Origin of the sequence: Bacillus sp. FSL W8-0183 (genome assembly GCF_038006825.1) — a bacterium.
Classification (GTDB): Bacteria; Bacillota; Bacilli; order Bacillales; family Bacillaceae; genus Bacillus; species Bacillus altitudinis.
This window is the reverse complement of record NZ_JBBOVY010000001.1, coordinates 2,371,525-2,391,171: the sequence shown is the minus strand read 5'-3', so window position 1 is coordinate 2,391,171 and position 19,647 is coordinate 2,371,525. Positions and strand designations below refer to the sequence as shown.

The 19,647-nt window shown below is 40.9% G+C and carries 18 protein-coding genes and 1 other annotated feature; of the genes, 11 read left to right on the top strand and 7 right to left on the bottom strand.

Going from position 1 to position 19,647, the window contains the following annotated elements:
* Positions 1 to 66 precede the first annotated feature (66 nt).
* Positions 67 to 789 (top strand): GntR family transcriptional regulator, encoded by a 723-nt coding sequence (locus tag NSQ64_RS12680; protein ID WP_008342268.1) that lies wholly within the window; start codon positions 67 to 69, stop codon positions 787 to 789.
* Positions 790 to 839: 50 nt separating this feature from the next.
* Here the strand turns inward: NSQ64_RS12680 and zwf are convergent, their stop codons facing one another.
* Positions 840 to 2,315 carry a glucose-6-phosphate dehydrogenase gene (zwf, locus tag NSQ64_RS12675; RefSeq protein WP_008342269.1) on the bottom strand — a complete coding sequence of 492 codons (1,476 nt, stop codon included), beginning with the start codon at positions 2,313 to 2,315 and terminating at the stop codon, positions 840 to 842.
* Between the two features lie 222 nt (positions 2,316 to 2,537).
* Between zwf and rnz the strand changes: the two genes are divergently transcribed.
* Positions 2,538 to 3,467, top strand: coding sequence for a ribonuclease Z (rnz, locus tag NSQ64_RS12670; protein WP_039165882.1), 930 nt, complete (start codon positions 2,538 to 2,540; stop codon positions 3,465 to 3,467).
* Between the two features lie 139 nt (positions 3,468 to 3,606).
* Positions 3,607 to 4,914, top strand: coding sequence for an aminotransferase class I/II-fold pyridoxal phosphate-dependent enzyme (locus NSQ64_RS12665; RefSeq protein WP_039165881.1), 1,308 nt, complete (start codon positions 3,607 to 3,609; stop codon positions 4,912 to 4,914).
* Positions 4,915 to 4,958: 44 nt separating this feature from the next.
* Here the strand turns inward: NSQ64_RS12665 and NSQ64_RS12660 are convergent, their stop codons facing one another.
* Entirely contained in the window at positions 4,959 to 5,723 is a 765-nt protein-coding gene (locus NSQ64_RS12660; RefSeq protein WP_041091946.1) for an alpha/beta fold hydrolase, read from the bottom strand.
* Positions 5,724 to 5,842: 119 nt separating this feature from the next.
* The gene (gene namA, locus NSQ64_RS12655; RefSeq protein WP_024718910.1) at positions 5,843 to 6,859 is read right to left on the bottom strand and encodes an NADPH dehydrogenase NamA; all 1,017 of its coding nucleotides are present in this window, start codon (positions 6,857 to 6,859) and stop codon (positions 5,843 to 5,845) included.
* A gap of 140 nt (positions 6,860 to 6,999) precedes the next feature.
* On the opposite strand from namA, the gene NSQ64_RS12650 reads away from it, so the two are divergent.
* The 5 genes from NSQ64_RS12650 (at position 7,000) to NSQ64_RS12630 (ending at position 12,253) form a co-directional block, all read left to right on the top strand.
* Positions 7,000 to 8,613: a M20/M25/M40 family metallo-hydrolase gene (locus tag NSQ64_RS12650; protein ID WP_341016803.1), complete on the top strand. Its 1,614-nt coding sequence runs from the start codon at positions 7,000 to 7,002 to the stop codon at positions 8,611 to 8,613.
* Between the two features lie 368 nt (positions 8,614 to 8,981).
* Positions 8,982 to 10,331: a coproporphyrinogen-III oxidase family protein gene (locus NSQ64_RS12645; protein WP_041506990.1), complete on the top strand. Its 1,350-nt coding sequence runs from the start codon at positions 8,982 to 8,984 to the stop codon at positions 10,329 to 10,331.
* Positions 10,331 to 11,587 carry an MFS transporter gene (locus NSQ64_RS12640; protein ID WP_017367550.1) on the top strand — a complete coding sequence of 419 codons (1,257 nt, stop codon included), beginning with the start codon at positions 10,331 to 10,333 and terminating at the stop codon, positions 11,585 to 11,587. Before NSQ64_RS12645 ends, NSQ64_RS12640 begins: the two co-directional genes overlap by 1 nt.
* Complete coding sequence (locus tag NSQ64_RS12635) at positions 11,556 to 12,095, top strand: DinB family protein (protein ID WP_017367549.1); 540 nt, start codon at positions 11,556 to 11,558, stop codon at positions 12,093 to 12,095. Before NSQ64_RS12640 ends, NSQ64_RS12635 begins: the two co-directional genes overlap by 32 nt.
* Before the next feature lie 14 nt (positions 12,096 to 12,109).
* On the top strand, positions 12,110 to 12,253 hold the full coding sequence (locus NSQ64_RS12630; RefSeq protein WP_017367548.1) for a hypothetical protein: 144 nt from the start codon (positions 12,110 to 12,112) through the stop codon (positions 12,251 to 12,253).
* Between the two features lie 51 nt (positions 12,254 to 12,304).
* Here the strand turns inward: NSQ64_RS12630 and proC are convergent, their stop codons facing one another.
* Positions 12,305 to 13,132 (bottom strand): pyrroline-5-carboxylate reductase, encoded by an 828-nt coding sequence (gene proC / locus NSQ64_RS12625; RefSeq protein WP_024718913.1) that lies wholly within the window; start codon positions 13,130 to 13,132, stop codon positions 12,305 to 12,307.
* Positions 13,133 to 13,173: 41 nt separating this feature from the next.
* Positions 13,174 to 13,385: a binding site (T-box leader), on the bottom strand.
* Between the two features lie 169 nt (positions 13,386 to 13,554).
* On the opposite strand from proC, the gene NSQ64_RS12620 reads away from it, so the two are divergent.
* Both NSQ64_RS12620 and NSQ64_RS12615 read left to right on the top strand, forming a co-directional pair.
* Positions 13,555 to 14,517, top strand: a complete 963-nt coding sequence (locus NSQ64_RS12620; RefSeq protein ID WP_341016799.1) for an MBL fold metallo-hydrolase — start codon at positions 13,555 to 13,557, stop codon at positions 14,515 to 14,517.
* Complete coding sequence (locus NSQ64_RS12615; RefSeq protein WP_058336677.1) at positions 14,518 to 15,294, top strand: SDR family NAD(P)-dependent oxidoreductase; 777 nt, start codon at positions 14,518 to 14,520, stop codon at positions 15,292 to 15,294.
* A 16-nt stretch (positions 15,295 to 15,310) separates the two neighbouring features.
* Here the strand turns inward: NSQ64_RS12615 and NSQ64_RS12610 are convergent, their stop codons facing one another.
* Together NSQ64_RS12610 and NSQ64_RS12605 are read right to left on the bottom strand one after the other, a co-directional pair.
* Entirely contained in the window at positions 15,311 to 15,733 is a 423-nt protein-coding gene (locus NSQ64_RS12610; RefSeq protein ID WP_253718723.1) for a VOC family protein, read from the bottom strand.
* Positions 15,734 to 15,741: 8 nt separating this feature from the next.
* Positions 15,742 to 17,070 carry a CoA-disulfide reductase gene (locus NSQ64_RS12605; protein ID WP_341016793.1) on the bottom strand — a complete coding sequence of 443 codons (1,329 nt, stop codon included), beginning with the start codon at positions 17,068 to 17,070 and terminating at the stop codon, positions 15,742 to 15,744.
* Between the two features lie 189 nt (positions 17,071 to 17,259).
* On the opposite strand from NSQ64_RS12605, the gene coaA reads away from it, so the two are divergent.
* On the top strand, positions 17,260 to 18,219 hold the full coding sequence (gene coaA / locus NSQ64_RS12600) for a type I pantothenate kinase (RefSeq protein WP_008342294.1): 960 nt from the start codon (positions 17,260 to 17,262) through the stop codon (positions 18,217 to 18,219).
* A gap of 50 nt (positions 18,220 to 18,269) precedes the next feature.
* Here coaA and NSQ64_RS12595 read toward each other — a convergent pair.
* Positions 18,270 to 19,621, bottom strand: a protein-coding gene (locus tag NSQ64_RS12595; RefSeq protein ID WP_268356789.1) for an IS3 family transposase whose coding sequence is annotated in 2 segments (ribosomal slippage) — positions 18,270 to 19,177 and positions 19,177 to 19,621 — 1,353 coding nt in all. Because the reading frame shifts where the segments join, the coding sequence is not laid out codon by codon here.
* Positions 19,622 to 19,647: the final 26 nt, after the last annotated feature.

Below are 19,647 nucleotides of genomic sequence, written 5' to 3'. Positions count from 1 at the left end.
GAATGAGAGGAAGGCTAGAAAGCGCTATAATAGGATATGAAAAAACAAGTCAGTTGGTGGTGTGAGATGACAAAGTACGAACTCATTTCAGAAGAAATTAGAAAAAGAATAGGAACAGCATATTATCCAGAAGATCAACCCATTCCAGATGAAAACTCGCTTGCCGCTGAATTTAAATGCAGCAGAATGACGATGAAGCGTGCGCTCGATCTTTTAGTGGCGGAAGGTCTGCTCTTTAGAAAAAGAGGTCATGGCACATTTATTGTGAAGGCAGCACTAAATCAAGGTGCGATCAACGTATCAGGTCATGAAAATAAAGGGTTCACGAAAGTGATGGCAGATAAAAACGTGACGAGCCAAATCATTCGCTTTGATGTGCATTTTCCAAGTGAAGAGGTGGCAGCTCATTTATCCATTGACTCAAGCACACCTGTCTATGACATTATTCGGCTCCGTTTGGTAGAAGAAGAGCCATATGTATTAGAAAAAACCTTTATGCCTGTCAATGTCATTAAAGGAATAGATGAAGAGGTTTTATTGGGTTCCATCTATAGCTACATTACAAACACACTGCAATTAAAAGTAGCAGGAGCGCACAAAAAAATTAGAGCGGCTAAATCAGATCAGCTTGATCAGCAATATTTAGGCTGTGACCCTACGGATCCGGTGCTAGAAGTGGAGCAGGTGGCTTATTTAAACACAGGCCGTCCGTTTGAATATTCCTTTAGCCATCATCGCTATGATAAATTTGATTTTTCAACGGTTGAAATTACGAAAACACGACTTTAAAAAAAGAGCAGAACCCCCTCAATCGGGAGACTGCTCTTTTTTTGTTGATTTTATATATTCCACCAGTGATATCCATCTTTTTCAAGAAGCTGATCTGCTTCTTTTGGTCCCATAGAACCAGCAGGATAATTTGGTTTTAACGTTTTGGTTTCAGCCCATTTTTCTGAAATTGGATCAACAAAGTTCCAAGACAGTGCTACTTCATCCCAGTGGGCAAAGTTTGTTGCGTCACCTAGCAAACAGTCATGAATTAGCTTTTCATACGCTTCTGGTGTATTCATGATGTCGTTGTAATTTGTTTGATAGTCAAGCTTAATTGGTTTAGCATACGTTCCGCCATCAAGCTTGCGAGCATTCAGGTGAAGGGTGATGCCTTCGTCTGGCTGAATGTGAATCACCAGTAAGTTTGGATGCATGGAATTCCCGTTTCCGTAGTACAGGTTCATCGGAATGTCTTTAAATTGCACCACGATTTGAGTGGATTTCTTTTCTAGACGTTTTCCTGTACGAATGTAAAATGGTACCCCGGCCCATCTGAAGTTATCGATGAGAAGTTTTCCTGCAACGAATGTTTCTGTGTTGGAGTTTGGGTCCACATTTTGCTCTTCAAGATAGGAAGGAACCATATTGCCATCAATCGTTCCTGCATCATACTGTCCGCGGACAAAGAATTGATCCACTTCATCTTTCGAGAATGGACGAAGCGCACGTAATGCTTTCCGTTTTTCGCTACGGATTTCCTCTGTATTGAGCTTAATCGGTGGCTCCATGGCTAGTAGTGCAACCATTTGAAGCATATGGTTTTGTACCATATCTCTCAGTGCACCAGAACTCTCGTAATATCTCGCACGGTCTTCGACACCTAATGATTCACTCGATGTGATTTGAATGTTTGAGATATAGCGGTTTGTCCAAAGCGGTTCAAAGATCGCATTCGCAAAACGAATTACCTCAATGTTTTGCACCATCTGTTTACCAAGATAGTGGTCAATACGATAAATTTGATCCTCTGTAAATGCATCTCGGATCTCTTCATTTAATGTTTTGGCACTAGGCAGGTCATGACCAAACGGTTTTTCAATAACAAGTCGAGACCATCCAGTCGTTTCTGATACGCCTTCACTTTTTAAAAACTTCGCAATGGTTCCGAAGAATTCTGGTGCCATCGCTAAATAGAACATCCGGTTATTCGGGATACTGTATGTATCTTCAAGACCAGAAAGAAGCGTGTTCAGTGCTTGATAGGAAGCAGGGCTTGAGACATCAAAATCATGGTAATAGAAATGAGAAATAAATTCCTCTGCTTTTGCTTCTGCATCATCAGAAGAGACCGACTCTTTTACCACAGCTCTTAGGTCTTCATGAGACCAAGGGCGACGTCCAACACCTACAACGGCGAATTGATCTCCAAGCTTTCCGCTATGATAAAGTCTATGTATAGAAGGGTAGAGCTTGCGTTTTGCAAGGTCTCCTGTTGCGCCAAAAATGACAATGACTGCTTTTGGATAGTTAGTTTCTGTATTCACGAAAAGTACCTCACTTTATTCGTAGCATTGTTGTAAAAACCGAGAATGTATGTACATTTTCTTTATTTTAAAGGTTCATTGTTCGTAAAGCAAACATTTGATTCGACTTTTTCTGCCCGAGTTTGACTTTTTTCAAAAATTCCGCTGAATTCACATTTATCCTGTCTTCATGTATTCTATATGAATGAAGAGATTGTATACCGGCTGTAGGAGGAAATCGTAATGGAACTGCTCTTTTTAGGAACAGGTGCAGGCATTCCTGCAAAAACAAGAAACGTCACTTGCACTGCGCTGAAGCTTTTAGAAGAGAGAAAAGCCGTGTGGCTTTTTGATTGCGGAGAAGCGACGCAGCATCAAATATTACATACAACGATTAAACCAAGAAAAATTGAGAAGATCTTTATCACGCATATGCACGGTGATCATGTATATGGTCTCCCGGGTCTGCTTGGCAGCAGGTCCTTTCAAGGCGGAGAGGATGAATTGACGATATATGGTCCAAGCGGCATTAAAGCTTTTGTAAACGCGGCACTTTCAGCGACACAAACGCATTTGACTTATCCGCTGCATATCATAGAAATAGAGGAAGGGATCGTTTTTGAAGATGAGACCTTTCAAGTAGAAGCAAGACGAGTGTCTCATGGGATCCCAGCTTACGGTTATCGGGTCGTGGAAAAAGATGTACCAGGCGCACTAAAAGCCGAAGACCTAAAAAAAATCGGTGTAAAACCTGGACCTTTGTATCAGAAGTTGAAAAATGGGGAAACCGTTACACTCGAAGATGGAAGAATGATTGATGGAACCGATTATTTGGAACCCCCTAAAAAAGGGAGAATCGTTGCATTTTCAGGAGATACCCGTTTGTGCGAGAATATAACAAGGCTTGCCAAGAATGCGGATGTGTTAGTCCATGAAGCAACATTTGGGAAAGAAGATGCAGAACTAGCCTATAATTATTATCACAGTACGACAGAACAGGCAGCAAAAACAGCGCAGGAAGCAGGCGCAAAAAGACTGATTTTGACCCATATTAGTGCACGGTACCAAGGGGAAGAGTCACTGAAACAATTACTCAAAGAAGCCCGCGATATATTCCCGCTGACTGAAGCTGCACATGATTTCTTTTCTTTTCCTATTGACCGTACCCTGTAAAAATTGGATGAATCGTCAAAAAAAGTTGTGTGATTTTTTTGATATTTATGATGACGCTCTTTTTCAGGTAGTGGTAAAATGGTGAAGAAAAAACAAATGACGAATTACACTATGAAGAATACGGGAGGCACAATCAAAGATGAGCGGTTTTACAGCGTTAAGTGAAGCAGAATTAAATGACCTATATGCAGCACGACAAAAAGAATATGAAACGTACAAAAGTAAAAACTTACACTTAGACATGTCTAGAGGGAAACCTTCACCAAAACAGCTCGATTTATCTATGGGCATGCTCGATGTCGTGACATCAAAGGATGCAATGACAGCTGAGGATGGTACAGATGTGCGAAACTATGGCGGCTTGACAGGCCTTCCTGAAACAAAGAAATTTTTTGCAAGTGTGCTCAATCTGAAGCCAGAACAAATCATCATTGGCGGTAATTCTAGTCTGAATATGATGCATGACACAATTGCACGTGCTATGACTCACGGCGTATATGGCAGCAAAACACCTTGGGGAGAGCTTCCAAAGGTAAAATTCCTTGCACCAAGCCCAGGATATGATCGTCATTTTGCCATTTGTGAGCATTTTAACATAGAGATGATTACGGTAGATATGAAGTCGGATGGACCTGACATGGATCAGGTGGAAAAATTGGTTGCAGAAGATGAAGCCATCAAAGGGATTTGGTGTGTACCGAAATATAGTAACCCTGACGGCATTACGTATTCAGATGAGGTTGTTGACCGTCTTGCTTCTATGCAGACAAAAGCAGACGACTTCCGTATTTTTTGGGATGATGCCTATGCAGTCCACCATCTAACAGATACGCCTGATACGTTAAAAGATATTTTTCAAGCAGTAGACAAAGCAGGACATGCAAACCGTGTGTTTATGTTCGCCTCTACTTCTAAAATTACGTTCCCAGGCTCAGGTGTTGCACTAATGGCATCTAGTCAGGACAACGTCAGCTTTATTCAAAAACAGCTATCAGTTCAAACCATTGGGCCAGATAAAATCAATCAATTAAGACACCTTCGTTTCTTCAAGAATCCAGAAGGATTGAAGGAACATATGAAAAAGCATGCAGCGATTATTAAGCCGAAATTTGACCTCGTTCTTTCGATCCTTGATGAAAAGCTTGGTGGAACAGGCATCGCTGAGTGGCACAAACCAAATGGCGGATATTTTATTAGCTTAAATACACTCGATCATTGTGCAAAAGCTGTTGTGCAAAAAGCGAAAGAAGCCGGTGTGACACTAACAGGTGCAGGGGCGACATATCCTTATGGAAACGATCCGCTTGATCGTAACATCCGTATTGCGCCAACGTTCCCAACACTTGAAGAACTAGAGCAGGCGATTGACATCTTTACGTTATGTGTTCAGCTTGTCAGCATTGAAAAGTTGCTGTCTGAGAAAAGTCAATCAGCACCAACGGTATAATGAAAAAACTCCTTGACTGATGTCCGGTCAAGGAGTTTTTGTTTTTAGTTAGCTGTTTGATAATAAGAGACAGGCTGTTTTGCTGCACACCACACATCATAAATCGCAAGCTGCACAATATGTGGTTCATCGTGATGAATATAGTGCGAGCTGTTCTGCGCCTGAATCCATCCGCTTTGGGATGACAATGTGAGCATTCGTTTATGAAGCCTGAGCCAAGCTTCATGTGCTGGATGAAACAAGCGGCTTTTGCCTGATGAAATGACAAGAAGGGGCATCATCCCATAATGCGTTTGCTCCTCTTTGATCGTACGCAGCATTTGCTCAAAGTCCTCATGTGTACATTCTGCTGTGAACTGCGCCATATATGAAGTGCGTTCTTCCTTTGATAAGAGCGGCAGAATGACCTGCTCTTGCTCCTCACTTGCTGGGTCTAGAAGGACCATACCGATAACATCTTCTTTTCTGCGGCTTGCCCATAAGCGGCTGACAAGAGAGCCAAATGAGTGCGCCACAATGAGAAATGGCGGCTGAATATTGGCTTGATGTAAGAGTGTATCTAAATCATCCGCAAGATCATGCAAAGTTCTTCCTTCTTTGCTTTCACTGCTTTTTCCATTACCTAAACGGTCATATAAGAAAACACCAAGCTCTGGGTCAATATCACGAGCGATATTCGCCCACGTATCGCCTGAAATTCCATATCCTGCTTCAAAAATAATGGTGGCTTGCTTTTTTCCTTGACGATGCCTTGTATAAAAGTGATGTCCATCTATATGATACGTTCTTTCAATCAATGCCGAGTTCATTCTTCCATCTCCTCTAAGTGGTTCTTTAGCTAAAAGACGGCACAAAAGGCAAAGATGTTTCTCTTAAAAACAAAAAAGATGCCTATTTCAAAAAATAGACACCTTTTTGCTTAAAGATGTTACCAAGCGCGATCGTATTGGCGCGGGCTTTCGATGGATGTACGAAGCTCTTTAGCGGCTGTTTTTGGGAAATACGGATCCCGTAAAAATTCTCTGCCGATAAAGATCAAGTCAGCACGCTGATTTTGTAAAATTTCTTCGGCCTGTACACCAGATGTGATCATACCAACAGCGGCTGTTTGGATGCCGGCACCTTCTCTTATTTTCTCAGCAAAGGTGACTTGGTAGCCGGGGAATGTTTTAATACTGGCTTGCACCACAGCGCCTGAGCTCACATCAATTAGATCGACTCCTTGCTCTTTCAGCCATGCGGCAATGCCAATATAATCTGCAATATCTAGTCCCTTTGTTGTGTAATCAGAAGCGGATACACGGACAAATAATGGTCCATCCCACACTTCATTGACTGCATCAACAACTTCTCTCAAGAAGCGATAACGATTTTCTGGTGAACCGCCATATTCATCTGTCCGGTGATTGGCAAGCGGTGAGAGAAATTCGTTAATCAAATAGCCATGCGCACCATGAATCTCAATGATGTCAAATCCAGCTTTCTTGGCGCGGACAGCGGCATCTTGAAACGCCTGAACTGTGTCTTTTATTTGATCGATAGACATCTCAAGAGGTGTTTTAGATTGCTCGTCAAATGGAATGCTGGATGGAGCAAGAATGTCACCATCTAGCTCAGCCTTGCGTCCTGCATGGGCTAGCTGGATGGCCGTTTTTGTTCCGTACGCTTTGATTTGTTCGTTTAATGAGGCAAACCCTTCAATGTGCTCATCACTCCAAATTCCGAGGTCCTGATCACTAATTCTTCCCTCAGGTGAAACAGCACTTGCCTCGACCATAATTAATCCGGCCTGACCTTGCGCACGGGAAATATAATGTGCAAAGTGGAAAGGCTGTAATTTTCCATCACGGTCATAGGATGAATACATACACATCGGGGACATGACGATGCGGTTTTTGAGTGTGACACCTTTTAATGTCCAAGGTGAAAAAAGCTTTGTTTCCAATTACCTTCGCCTCCTCATAGAATGGTATAGCCGATTATAACAGTCATTCAAACATTCGTCATAAAAGGTGCTCAAATCATATAGCTTTTGAACATGATTTTGTATAATGAAAGATATGGACATCAAAGGGGGATAAACGGATGAAATGGCAAACGGAAAGTGAACTAAAGGAGCTACTCACAGCTCTGATGCAGTATGAAAGCATATCTGGTACAACGGGAGAAGTCGCATTAGCGGAATATTTATATTACTTGCTGAGGGAGCGGCCATATTTTGAGCAGCATCCTGATCACTTGGCTTTGCATCCAATGAAAGATGGCCGGTATTTTTTAACGGCACTTGTCAAACGAAGTACGCTGCCACGTACTGTTTTACTCCTCAGCCATTTTGATGTCGTCGATACAGAGGATTACGGAGAATTTCAAAATATGGCGTGTAAGCCCGAAGAGTTAATGGCGTCCTTTTCTCAAAAAAGTGCACTTCTTCCAAAAAGGGCAAGAGAGGATTTAGCTTCAGGTGACTGGCTGTTTGGACGAGGGTCCATGGATATGAAAGCAGGCCTGACTGTCCAGCTTTCCATGCTGGAAAGAGCGATGGCGGGCAGGTTTGAAGGAAATATTCTGCTCGTCACAGTGCCAGATGAAGAAGTGAATTCACAGGGAATGCTGGAGGCTGTTCCGAAACTAAAGGAAATCAAGGAGACGTATGACCTTGAGTATACCGCGTGTTTAAACAGTGAGCCGATGTTTGAAAAGTATCCCGGGGATGCGCACCAATACATCTATACAGGTAGTATAGGGAAGGTACTTGCGGGATTTTTCTGCAAAGGAATTGAAACACATGTAGGTGAGCCCTTCTCAGGATTAAATGCAAATTTTATGGTATCTGAATTAAACAGGCTGTTAGAACTGAATAGTGATTATTGTGAGGAAGTAGATGGTGAAGTGACACCGCCTCCGACCAATTTGATGCAAAAGGATTTGAAAGAAGCTTACTCTGTTCAAACGCCTCATACGGCTGTTTCTTTATTTAATGTGCTGATGATGAACCGCTCTAGTGAAGAGCTTCACGGCCTCCTCTATGAAACTGCGAAACAAGCAGCAGCCCAAATCGAAGCTAATCTCAAACAGAAAACGGCTGCATTTCAACGCTTTAAACATTTTACACCCATCGATACAAACATCACGGTGTTAACGTATCATGAGCTGTACGAAAAAGCTGCTGAACGATCCGGCAAGCAGGAGGTCGAGCGAATTGTCAACTACGCCTTTGCCAACCGGGGTGAGCTTGGGGATCGTGATTTTTCAACCAAAATTGTATCGGAACTGACGACCCTTTGTAAGGAAGATGGAGCACTGATTGTGTTGTTTTATAGTCCGCCATTTTACCCATCAGTTTCTTCAACAAACGATCTGCATATTCAAACGACCTTAAAGAAGATTCAAAGAGAAGCAAAAGAGATCTATGGAATCGAAGTAGAAGAAGTCAAATATTTTCCTGGTTTATCTGATTTAAGCTACTTACAGCTTGAAAATCAAGATATAGCCGATTATACAGCCAACATGCCGCTATACCAAAAAGGCTACTCGTTACCACAAGGAGAAAAAGAAGCTCTTAACGTTCCTGTCATCAACGTTGGTCCATTAGGAAAGGATGCGCACAAATGGACAGAACGGCTGCATGTCCCATTCTCTTTTGGCGTTTTGCCGTCGCTCTTAGAATCAACAATTCATTCGTTATTAGAGAAAGAGTAAGCATATGTGGTGATAAGCCCTATCGTGATGATAGGGCTTTTAGTTGTGAATATATATTCTTTTTATTCTTCATTATGCCAGAAGTTATAGATGGAAATGGCAATGTAAAACGATAGAACTAACAAAAAATAGTTAAAATGATTGAAATATTCAGAAAAGTCTATTATAATCAATTATGTAATTAAATTACAATTATCCTAATTGTAAGGAGGTGATTTAAATGAAACGTAACGAATGGATTGCGATCTAAAAAATTACCGAATACTTACAAAACAGTGTGTACCGCAGAGAAGCGAATGATTTAGCTTCTCTGTGAATTTGTATAAGGACTAAAAATAGATGAGAGTTGGGTGAGAGAATTGTCAAATATGAAAAATTATTATGAAGAGCATCCGCCTTTATGGAATTTTCTTTATCCGTTTTTTGGTCAATCTAGCCAAGAAGGAGCACAATCTCGTGTGACAGAATTCATCCAAAAAGAACGAACATTTCAAAAAGGGAAAAATGCTTTATATTTACATATCCCTTTTTGTGATACCATCTGTTCGTTCTGCCCCTTTATTAAATCCACAAAATATGAGCCTTTGATCGGAAAATACATTGATGCTTTAATCAATGAGATGCGTATTCTATCACAATCAACTAATATTCAAAAGATGACTTTTGATGTGGTATTTGTTGGTGGAGGGACGCCTTCCATTATGCCTCCTGAGCTTATTTATCGACTTTCGACTGCAATAAAAGAAAACTTCACATTATCACCTGACTATGAATGGACTTTTGAGTGTGAAGCAAAGACAGCTACACCAGAAAGAGTCGCTGCCATGTCTGAAGGTGGAGCAAATAGAGGGAGCTTTGGTGTCCAAACATTAAACGAACATTATCGGAAAATGTTCAATTTAACAGCTAGTTTTGATCAAATCTCTCAGACGGTAGACTTAATGAAGCGGCATTTCCAATCCTATAATATTGATTTATTATATCAGCTGCCTGGGCAAACGAAAGAAGAGATGATAGAGGACATAAATGGAGTGATGGCATTAGGAAGCACCAGTATTGATACGTATCCATTAGAATACATTGCATGTTCAAAGGGATGGTTATCAAAAATAAATAAAGGCAAAGTTCCTATGCCTCCCAATCCTAAAGAAAAGTTTGAGTTTAGCGATACACTCTATCGTCACTTAAAAACGAAGGGCTGGCATCAAAATTATGTCTATACATTTATGGCTCCTGAGCATCAAAATAAACGTTTTCAATATGGCGAAGTGATTTACGGTGGTTATGAAGATCAATATATTGGACTGGGCACAGGTGCCATCTCGTACATGCAAGGTATGATTTGGGCAAATGAAGCAAATACCCAAAAATATATTGAAAACCTGACAAATCAAGAGTTACCTATCGTCAAATCTAGAGAGTATCATGCTTTTGATAGAAGACTTGTCTTTTTCCCTAAAACAATGAAAATAGAAAAAGCACATCTCAATCAAATGCCAAAGCGTGAAGAGATTTATCGTAAATTAGAATTACTCATGTTAAGAGGGATAGTTGAGGAGGCGGAGCAATATTTTGTGATAAAAGAAGAAGCCAAACCTTGGTATCCTGCGATTTTAGTTGATCTTATACCAGAAAAAGAAAGAGCTAATTATGATCAAGCCGTCGAGTTTATGCAAAAAGAATTAGGCTGGTATGAGACGACAGAGGTGCTCCTCTAATGATTTTAAAGAAAGAAACGACATCGCTTTTTAAAAATCAGAACTTTGTCAGTTTCTTTATTGGACAAAACTTATCTGCTTTTGGAGATTGGTTTAGAACGATTGCTACGATTGGCTTAATCTATGAACTTACTGGCAGAGCGACCCACCTAAGTATTCTATTTATTTGTTCAATGCTTCCTCTCATTTTAACATCTATGCTTTTAAGCCCAATTATAGATAAGTTTTCTTATAAGAAAGTTGTGATTTTTGCAGATTTGGCACGATTTATAATAGGACTAGGCTTTGTTTTAGTAGTTACATTGAATGTGACACCGTTTATCCTTTATTTTTTACTAGCGTTAAATGGTGCTTTTTCAGGTATATACTTGCCTGCTCGTTCATCTATGATACCTGAAATCCTAGATAAAGAGCAGCTTTCTAAGGGAAATAGTATACTGGCAACGTCTTTTAGTGCCTCAATGCTGATTGCGACAGGTGTAGGCGGGTTGGTCACAGAAATCTGGTCCGTTTCCACCATTTATTTGGTGGATGCGATGACATTCTTATTATCGGCAATGCTGCTAATCCCTATTAAAGCGAAAGAAACATCTGAAAAAAAAGAGTATGTGTCATATGTTCAAAGCTTTAAAGAGGGCATTGAAGAAATCAAAGGGTCACCCAAAATTCAAAGTGCCATATGGATATTGATGTCTAGAGAATTCGCTTTAAGCATTGTTTATGTCATGTTTAGTTTGTACATTTTAGAAGTAGCAAAGGAAGGGAATTTTGGCTTGGGCCTTGGACATACAATAAGTGGACTAGGACAAATAATCGGAGGAATTACACTCGCAGCTTATTTTAAAAAAGCGAAATTCTCCTTTCAGTTTTATAAAAGATGGTCAACGGTATCGATCATATTGTTAGCGATATTACATGCACTGTCCTATCAACAAACAAATTTTATTGGATTTTTATTTGTTGTTTTATTAGCGAATCTATTATACAGCCCAGTCGAAGTTTTGTACTCTACAAATATTATGACATATGCAAGCAGTCATTTAAGAGCCCGGGTTTTTTCGGCAGGTCTTGCATTATCACGCATATTTTATATTAGTGGATTTATCATTATGGCGTTCATCGGAGATCTGATTCCTATTCATGTCATTGCTATGTGTATGGCAGGTCTTGTGATATTAGCTGGTTTGATGAACAACTTATTGTTACTAAAAGAGAAACAGCAAGATGAATCCAAAAGAGAAATGCATTCACTATAAAGGAGACTTTGATTACGCAATGGAAACCGGAAAATTAACAAAAACAGAAATCGTCACATCACTTCGAGAAAGTATTCGTGAGCTTGAGGAACTAGTGCAGGCATGTGATGAGCGCACATTAGATCAATCTTTAGAAGAAGGCAAGTGGACTATTAAACAAATCACTGGCCATTTGTATGATACAGAGGAAGTCTGGTCGAAGCGGATAGAGCAGGTACTTTCAAATGAGAACATACCTTTCCAATCGTATGATCCTGAGATTTATGTGAAGGAAAGAGCTTATGAAAGGTACACCGCACAAGAGATTCGTGCTTTGATTGAGCGCCTAAAAGAGAGCAGAAACAACACACTCCAGCTATTACACGAGGATACATGGGATTGCTCTGGCTTTCATCCTGAAGAAGGGGCGATGACAGTCCAAATTTTAGCTGAAACCATTGCTTTACATGAAAATCATCACCTCGCCCAAATAAAAGCCATCCTATCCATGAGCAAATCATCTATATGAGGAGGTGCTAATCAATGAAGCACCAAGAATTGTTGATTGATGTTCATTTTTATCAAGCGCGTGATTATCTAATAGAACAAGCCGCTTTAAATAAAGAACAGAAAGAACCAAAAGATCAATCACACTGCTTGAATTCAATGACGAGCGAGGAAAAATAGATGGACATATGTAAAAAAAGCACCTGTCATCAAAACAGGTGCTTTTTCATATCACTTATACGTACTCGCTGAAAACATATCGTTTAATTCTGCTGCGCGTTTTGTCGCTGTTTTCACACAATCGACAATCGCTTCTTCAAATTGATAGGAAGCAAGGGTATTCAGTCCTGCTTCTGTCGTTCCGCCTTCGCTCGTAATTTCTTTGCGCAGTTCAGCAGGTTCCTTTCCGCTATCCTGCAGCATGTTAGCAGCCCCTGCAATCATTTGACAAATGAGCAATTTCGCTGTCTCTTGGTCCATCCCAAGTTCCGATGCACCTCGCTCCATTCCTTCAATCAAATGATAAATAAAGGCAGGACCGCTGCCTGCAATGGCTGTGACCGCATTCAGCTGTGATTCATCTAAAACCGTCACATGACCGATCGTTTCAAACAGCTGAACTGCTTTTTCCTTTTGCGCCTCTGTGACTTCATCACTGACAGCAATGCCAGTAGCTGATTGTTGTATGGCTGCTGATGTATTTGGCATCGCACGAACCACCGCCGTTTTTGCGCCAGCATAATGCTGAATGGTTTCAATAGAAATGCCCGCTAAAATAGAAATAATCAGCTGTCCATTTAAATGGGGCCTTACTTCAGAAATGCCACTTTCCGCATCTTTTGGTTTTAAAGCAAACACCAGCATATCGGCTTCTTCATAAATAAAGGAACGAGCGAAATCTGTTTTGACTCCATAACGTGCATTTAATTCTTCTAATCGTTTTTCATTTGTTTTATTTGTGACAATGATATCTTCATTTGACATAATGCCGCTCTTTAAAAGACCTTTAATCATAGACTCGGCCATTGAGCCTGCACCAATAAATCCAATTTTACTCATAAGCTGCTCCTCCTTGTAGAAAATAAAAAAACCTCTCGTCTGCAAAGGACGAAAGGTTTTTCGCGGTACCACCCTCAATTAGCATGCAATGTTGCATACTCAGCTCTAGTCCCTTAACGCGGGAAACGTTTAGGTTTGCCTAACAGCTCAAAGGGCAGGTTCAGCAAATAAGAGGATGGTGAAGTCTTACAGCCGGTGGACCTCACTCTCTTGCATCGTTATTTTGCTTACTAATCCTTGTCATCGCGCATCTTATATTTGTTGTTCATTATGCAACGATGGACAAGTTTGTGTCAATAGGGATAGATAAAAAAATTGACCATCTAAACCGCATGACAGTCTGCCCTTTGCAAGATACAATGAATAAAGAAGAGTGAGTTCAGATGATCTATGAGTCAAAAATCAGGAGATGACGTATAAAAGTGAAAGAAGAAATGATTCAATTATCCATCCCCACACCGTTTGCGGTGGGGGATGTCCATGCATATGTATTAAAAGGCGATGCCGTGACCTTAGTCGATTGCGGACCGATGACACAAGAGGCGCAGCATGCCTTTGTCACGCAATTAAAGGAACATCATTTATCAATAGATGATATTGATCAAGTGGTTTTGACACATCATCATGCAGATCATGTCGGTCTTTTAGATCTGATGAAACCCCATGTCCGTGTCATCGGACACGAGTTGAATGAGCCCTATATTAGTCAGGATGAAGCGTTTAAACAGCGTCAAATCCATTTTATGAATGATTTTTTTCAGCAGTTAGGTGTGCCGCTTCGTCAAGGTGAGTGTGAAAGAATTGTGAGGCAGTCCTATACATATTCATGTACGGCACATGTCGATGACGTCATAAAAGAAGGCGATCGTTTGAAGGGACATGAGCACTTCCAAGTGCTAGAGACCCCGGGACATGCACAATCTCATCTTTCTTTTTTAGATGAAACAACAGGGAATTTCATCGGCGGTGATCTGCTGCTTACGACCATTTCTTCCAATCCGTTAATGGAAGCGCCAATGAAAGGAACAGAACGTCAAAAATCGCTGCTTCAATATAAAGCATCACTCAAGCGTTTATTGCATTTGCCCATTCAGGCGATTTATCCAGGGCATGGCCAGCTCATTACCTCTTATCACGAATTGATCGAAGAAAGATTTAAAAAACAGGAAAAACGGGCCAATACGATGTATCAGCTGCTTCAACGAAAGGAAATGACCGCCTTTCATCTTTGTCGCACCCTATTTCCGGGCCTGTATGAAGAAGCATTATTTCTGACAATGTCTGAGACAGTCGGACAGCTTGATGTGCTTTTAGCGGCTGGACAAATTGAAGAAGTGCAAAAAGACGGAACCCTCTACTATCGAGCAAATGAAGGAGTGAAATAAATGGGGCGACTAACAGGAAAGAGAATATGGATTACAGGTGCTTCAGGCGGTATTGGTGAAAAGATGGCGTACTTGGCAGCAGCCGAAGGAGCAGAAATCATTGTGTCGGCAAGACGAATTGAAAAGCTCACAGGTGTACAAGAAAAGATTATAAGTGCTGGCGGCGTATGTCACATCGTTCAGCTTGATGTCAGTCAGCTTGAGGACATTGATCAAGCCTATCAACAAGTGGGTGCTGTTGATATTTTGGTGAACAATGCCGGCTTTGGTGTGTTCGATCTCGTCGAAGACGCATCCATTGAGGAAATGGTGTCGATGTTTGAGGTCAATGTCTTTGGTTTAATTGCCTGCACAAAAAAGGTCCTTCCTGAGATGAAACAAAGAGGGAAGGGACATATTATCAATATAGCGTCACAGGCAGGCAAAATTGCCACCCCTAAATCCGCCATCTATTCCGCATCAAAACATGCGGTTCTCGGATTTTCAAACAGCCTCAGAATGGAGCTGGCAGACAGCGGGATTCATGTCACAACCGTCAATCCAGGACCGATTGCCACAGACTTCTTTACCATTGCAGATCGCAGTGGTGAATATGTGAAAAATGTTGATTTTATGATGCTCAGTGCTGACAAGGTAGCAGGGAAGGTCGTATCCGCCATGATGACAAAAAAAAGAGAGATTAATTTACCAGGATGGATGAATGCTGGCAGTAAATTGTATCAATTATTCCCGTTTTTATTTGAAAAAGCAGCACGTAAAGCGATGATGAAAAAATAACAAAAAAAGAAACCGGTCACAGGCTGGTTTCTTTTTTTGTTTGATGGGGCTTAATATTGGTGACGCCAAAGACATTGCCATCAACATCTTCGAAGCTAAAACCGCCTAAGTTTGGGTCAGCTAATATTTGAATAACCGATACGGTCACTTCATGCTCGCTTAAATACTGGTGAAAGTTTTTTAAATCCTTCACAAATAGATCAATCATACTATGCCGAACTCCTGTAAAAGAGTTCATAAAGTAGATTCGTTTCTCGTGTTTTGTTTTGACGAGATAAAAAGAAGGTCCCTCGCCATGAGTAAAAGTGAGCATGGCGGCTTCTTCTGATTGATGTAGAACGATCATCTCTAAAATCTGTTCATACCAAGAGACAGCCCGGGGGATATCAGTCACAGGAATTTCAATAGTAGCAATTTGTTGAATGGTCAATGGCTTCACTCCTTTTTCTATATTCGTCTTGCCGCTTGCTGAAGTGGATCCCATACACTGTTAAAAGGAGGGGCATAGCTAATATCTAAATCTTCAAGGTCTGTCACAGTCAGCCCTTGATAAAGAGCAGTTGCCATGACATCAATTCGTTTATCAACACCTTCTTTACCGATGATTTGTGCGCCAAGCAAGGTGTGATCATCGCTTCTGTAAATCAGTTTCACTTTCATTTTCTCTGCATCTGGGTAATATCCAGCGTGGTCAGTGCTGTCGATGGTGATGGTGGAGAAAGGAAGGCCCGCGTCTTTTGCTTCTTTCTCTGACAAACCTGTTCGTCCCGCCGTCACGTCCATAAATTTCATCACCGCTGTGCCGGTTACGCCTTGAAACGCGCGGTTTGTTCCTGTCATATGAAAGCCTGCGATTCTTCCTTGTTTATTTGCTGTCGTGCCGAGCGGAATATAGTCCAGTTCCTTTTTGATACGGTGATAGGTTGCTGCGCAGTCACCCGCCGCATAGATATCTTGTACATTGGTCTGCATGTATTCATTCACAACAATTGCGCCATTTTGAAGTCGCTGAATTCCTGTGCTGTCTAAAAAGGATGTTTGCGGAGTGACGCCAACGGCAATGATGACCATATCTGTTTCAATGGTCTGTTTGTCTGTTTGAACAGCTGTTACATGTGTCTTACCCCTTAACTTTTGCACTGTTTCACCAAGTACCACGTGAATGCTTTGATTGTCCGCTTCTTCTTTCAGATATTTTGCCATATCGGGATCAAAGCCTGGGCCAAGTGTTGCACCCCGCTGAATGATATGAACGTCTTTGCCTAGCCCTTTTAAATTTTCTGCCATTTCTAAGCCGATATATCCTCCGCCGATAATCGTGATATGTGTGACGTCTTTTTTTAGATTGTCTAAAATAGACAGCGCATGCGGGATTGTTTTTAATACGTGGACACCTTCTAATGAATGACTGTCTAGATTAAGTGTGACGGGGCTTGCTCCTGTCGCAATTAACAGGCGGTCATACGTTTCTGTAAAGGGCTCTTTTGTTTTAGAATGAATACCCGATACTGTTTTTTGCTCCGGGTCAATTGAGGTCACTTGGTGTAAGCATCTGGCATCAATTCCGTATTTGTCACGAAAAGTTTCAGCGCTACGTGCGATGAGTTTTCTGTGATGATCAATGAGACCGCCGATCAAGTAGGGGAGTCCACACTGTCCATATGAGAAAATATCTCCTTTTTCAAAAGCTACAATTTGCGCGTCTGGATCCTCTCTATATATTTGCATAGCGCAGCTCATTCCTGCTGCATCTCCGCCAATCATCACATATTTCATTTGGTGTGCTCCCTTCTATCTATCAAACTGAATACTCTTATTTACCCTCATTTTCCTTTATTTAATGCTTTTTTTTTCGCAAAAGAAGCAAACTTTCGTTGAAAAATAAAGACAGCGCCTTCATTTTAAGCTACAATCGGATTATCGTCTTTTTGGTTATGAGTTTAGTTTAGATTGGTGGGAAAGACTTTGGGTGACGAACGACTAGATTTTAATACACTATATACACGCCATACGAGAGAGGCATGGGCCGCTCTTGGAGAATATATGCCGGTATCTGTTTCAGAAGAAGAAGTGAGAGCACTTCAAGGATTAAACGACTACTTATCGCTAGAAGAAGTTCGAGATATTTACATACCGCTTATTCGGTTTCTGACATTACATGTCTTTGCAGAAAAACAAAAAAATCAGCATGTCAATGCTTTTTTAAACTACCCGCATCATGCGAAAATCCCTTTTTTAATTGGGATTGCAGGAAGTGTGGCCGTCGGAAAAAGCACGACAGCACGTATCATTGAAACGCTTTTATCAAGGCTTGGAGATGGGCTGAAGGTGAGTCTCGTAACAACGGACGGCTTTTTGTATCCTCAAAAAGAGTTAAAAGATCGGGGGCTGATGGAAAAGAAAGGCTTCCCGGAAAGCTATGATGTTAAAGCGCTACTTTCGTTTTTAAATGAATTAAAATCAGGGAAACAAACTGTGCATGCACCTGTATATTCACATCTGACCTATGATCGTCTTGAAGGGGTGTATGAAACAGTAGAAGATGCAGATATTGTCATCATTGAAGGGATCAATGTGTTGCAATCACCGGCACTGGATGATCTGAAGGATGAGCCGCGCGTGTTTGTATCAGATTACTTCGATTTTTCGATTTATGTAGATGCCGCTGAGACGCAAATTCAATGCTGGTATAAAGAACGGTTCCGTTTGCTGCGGGAAACAGCCTTCCAAGACCCTGAATCTTTCTTTCATCAATACAAAGATTTGACGGATGAAGAAGCCGATCAGATGGCAAGCACGATTTGGAATACAGTGAACCGACCAAATTTATATGAAAATATTTTGCCGACAAAATATAGAGCCGATTTGATTTTAAAAAAAGGCGATCAGCATAAGGTGGAAGAGATCGCCATCCGCAGGGTATAAAGAAAACCGCTCAAATTGTGAAGTGACCCCCTAAATTTAGACGCGTTTTTTTATGAGACAGCTTTCGAGGCATGAGTTCGATATTGTATCGGACTCATGCCTTTTAGTTTTGTCTTTATACGTGTGTGATTGTAGTAATCAATATATTGTTCAAGTTCTTGCTTGAAGTGTTCGATGTTCTCAAATTTTTTTAGGTATAGAAATTCAGACTTTAAGATACCAAAAAAGTTCTCGATAACTGCGTTATCGTAACAGTTACCTTTTCGGGACATACTCTGTGTAATCCCACGCTTTTTTAAGGCGTGTCTATATTGCTTCATTTGGTAATGCCATCCTTGATCAGAATGTATCATTGGTTTCTCCTCTTCATCTAAACGGTTGAACGCCTGATGAAGCATCGTTGAGACGAGTGAGTAAACAGGTCTTGAACCGACTGTATAGGTAATGATTTCACCATTAAATAGATCTAATATGGGCGAAAGATAGAGCTTCTGACCAAATAACTTGAACTCCGTTATATCTGTGACCCATTTCTCATTTGGTCTATCAGCTTGAAAATGACGAGCCAAAATATTAGGCGCTATTTTGTTCACTGTGCCTCTGTATGAACGATATTTCTTCACTCGGACCATGCATTTTAGCCCTAGAACTTTCATGATGCGCTGGACTTTTTTGTGATTCACCTTTTGTCCTCGGTTGATTAGTTCATCACGAATCCGGCGATATCCATAACGTCCTTGATGTTCCTGATAAATGGTTTGAATCATCTTTTTCAGTTCGACATCCTGATCAGGACGATCTAAATGCTTGATCAAGTAATAGTAGGTACTGCGTGGAATACATGCGAGCTTAAGAAGTGATTTCACCGGATATTGATGCCTTAAATCATAGACTACTTGCGCTTTGTCTTGTTTGGTGATTGTTCCTTGTTTTGAACTAAGGCATTCAACTTTTTTAAATACTCATTTTCCATGCGCAAATGTTCTACTTCTGCCTGTAACGCTTCCATTGATCCTTTCGTTATTTCTTGTTTTCCAGTTTTCTTTTTCATAGACGGACGCCCCTTTTTCTTAGATTGAAGGGCGTCTACTCCTTGTGTTTCCAAGATGCGCTTCCAGTTCCAAAGCGTTGTATCAGAAGGCAGGTTAAAGAGTGCAGCTGTTTCCAAGATAGACGTCCCATGTTCATTCATATAATCAAGTACGTCTAGTTTATATTGGACTGGATAATTTGTATATGACTTTGAAAAAGCTTTTTCGCCATGATATTGATACTTTCTGACCCAATATTGAAGTATGCTTTTGTGCACGCCAATCTGTTTTGCAATTCCAAGCAGGGGTTCGCGGTCAATGAGGTATCGTTTTACCGCTTTGATTTTATCTTCAATTGTAAATTTAGCCAAAAGAAAAGCACCTCCAAATGTTAGAC

Excerpts from the sequence above, each read along its gene's own strand:
- NSQ64_RS12645 (WP_041506990.1), top strand. The coding sequence starts at position 8,982 with ATGAAAAATTATTATGAAGAGCATCCGCCTTTATGGAATTTTCTTTAT.
- NSQ64_RS12660 (WP_041091946.1), bottom strand. The coding sequence starts at position 5,723 with ATGAACTCGGCATTGATTGAAAGAACGTATCATATAGATGGACATCAC.
- NSQ64_RS12630 (WP_017367548.1), top strand. The coding sequence starts at position 12,110 with ATGAAGCACCAAGAATTGTTGATTGATGTTCATTTTTATCAAGCGCGT.
- rnz (WP_039165882.1), top strand. The coding sequence starts at position 2,538 with ATGGAACTGCTCTTTTTAGGAACAGGTGCAGGCATTCCTGCAAAAACA.
- NSQ64_RS12665 (WP_039165881.1), top strand. The coding sequence starts at position 3,607 with ATGAGCGGTTTTACAGCGTTAAGTGAAGCAGAATTAAATGACCTATAT.
- NSQ64_RS12615 (WP_058336677.1), top strand. The coding sequence starts at position 14,518 with ATGGGGCGACTAACAGGAAAGAGAATATGGATTACAGGTGCTTCAGGC.
- NSQ64_RS12605 (WP_341016793.1), bottom strand. The coding sequence starts at position 17,070 with ATGAAATATGTGATGATTGGCGGAGATGCAGCAGGAATGAGCTGCGCT.
- proC (WP_024718913.1), bottom strand. The coding sequence starts at position 13,132 with ATGAGTAAAATTGGATTTATTGGTGCAGGCTCAATGGCCGAGTCTATG.
- NSQ64_RS12635 (WP_017367549.1), top strand. The coding sequence starts at position 11,556 with ATGAATCCAAAAGAGAAATGCATTCACTATAAAGGAGACTTTGATTAC.
- NSQ64_RS12680 (WP_008342268.1), top strand. The coding sequence starts at position 67 with ATGACAAAGTACGAACTCATTTCAGAAGAAATTAGAAAAAGAATAGGA.
- NSQ64_RS12650 (WP_341016803.1), top strand. The coding sequence starts at position 7,000 with ATGAAATGGCAAACGGAAAGTGAACTAAAGGAGCTACTCACAGCTCTG.
- NSQ64_RS12640 (WP_017367550.1), top strand. The coding sequence starts at position 10,331 with ATGATTTTAAAGAAAGAAACGACATCGCTTTTTAAAAATCAGAACTTT.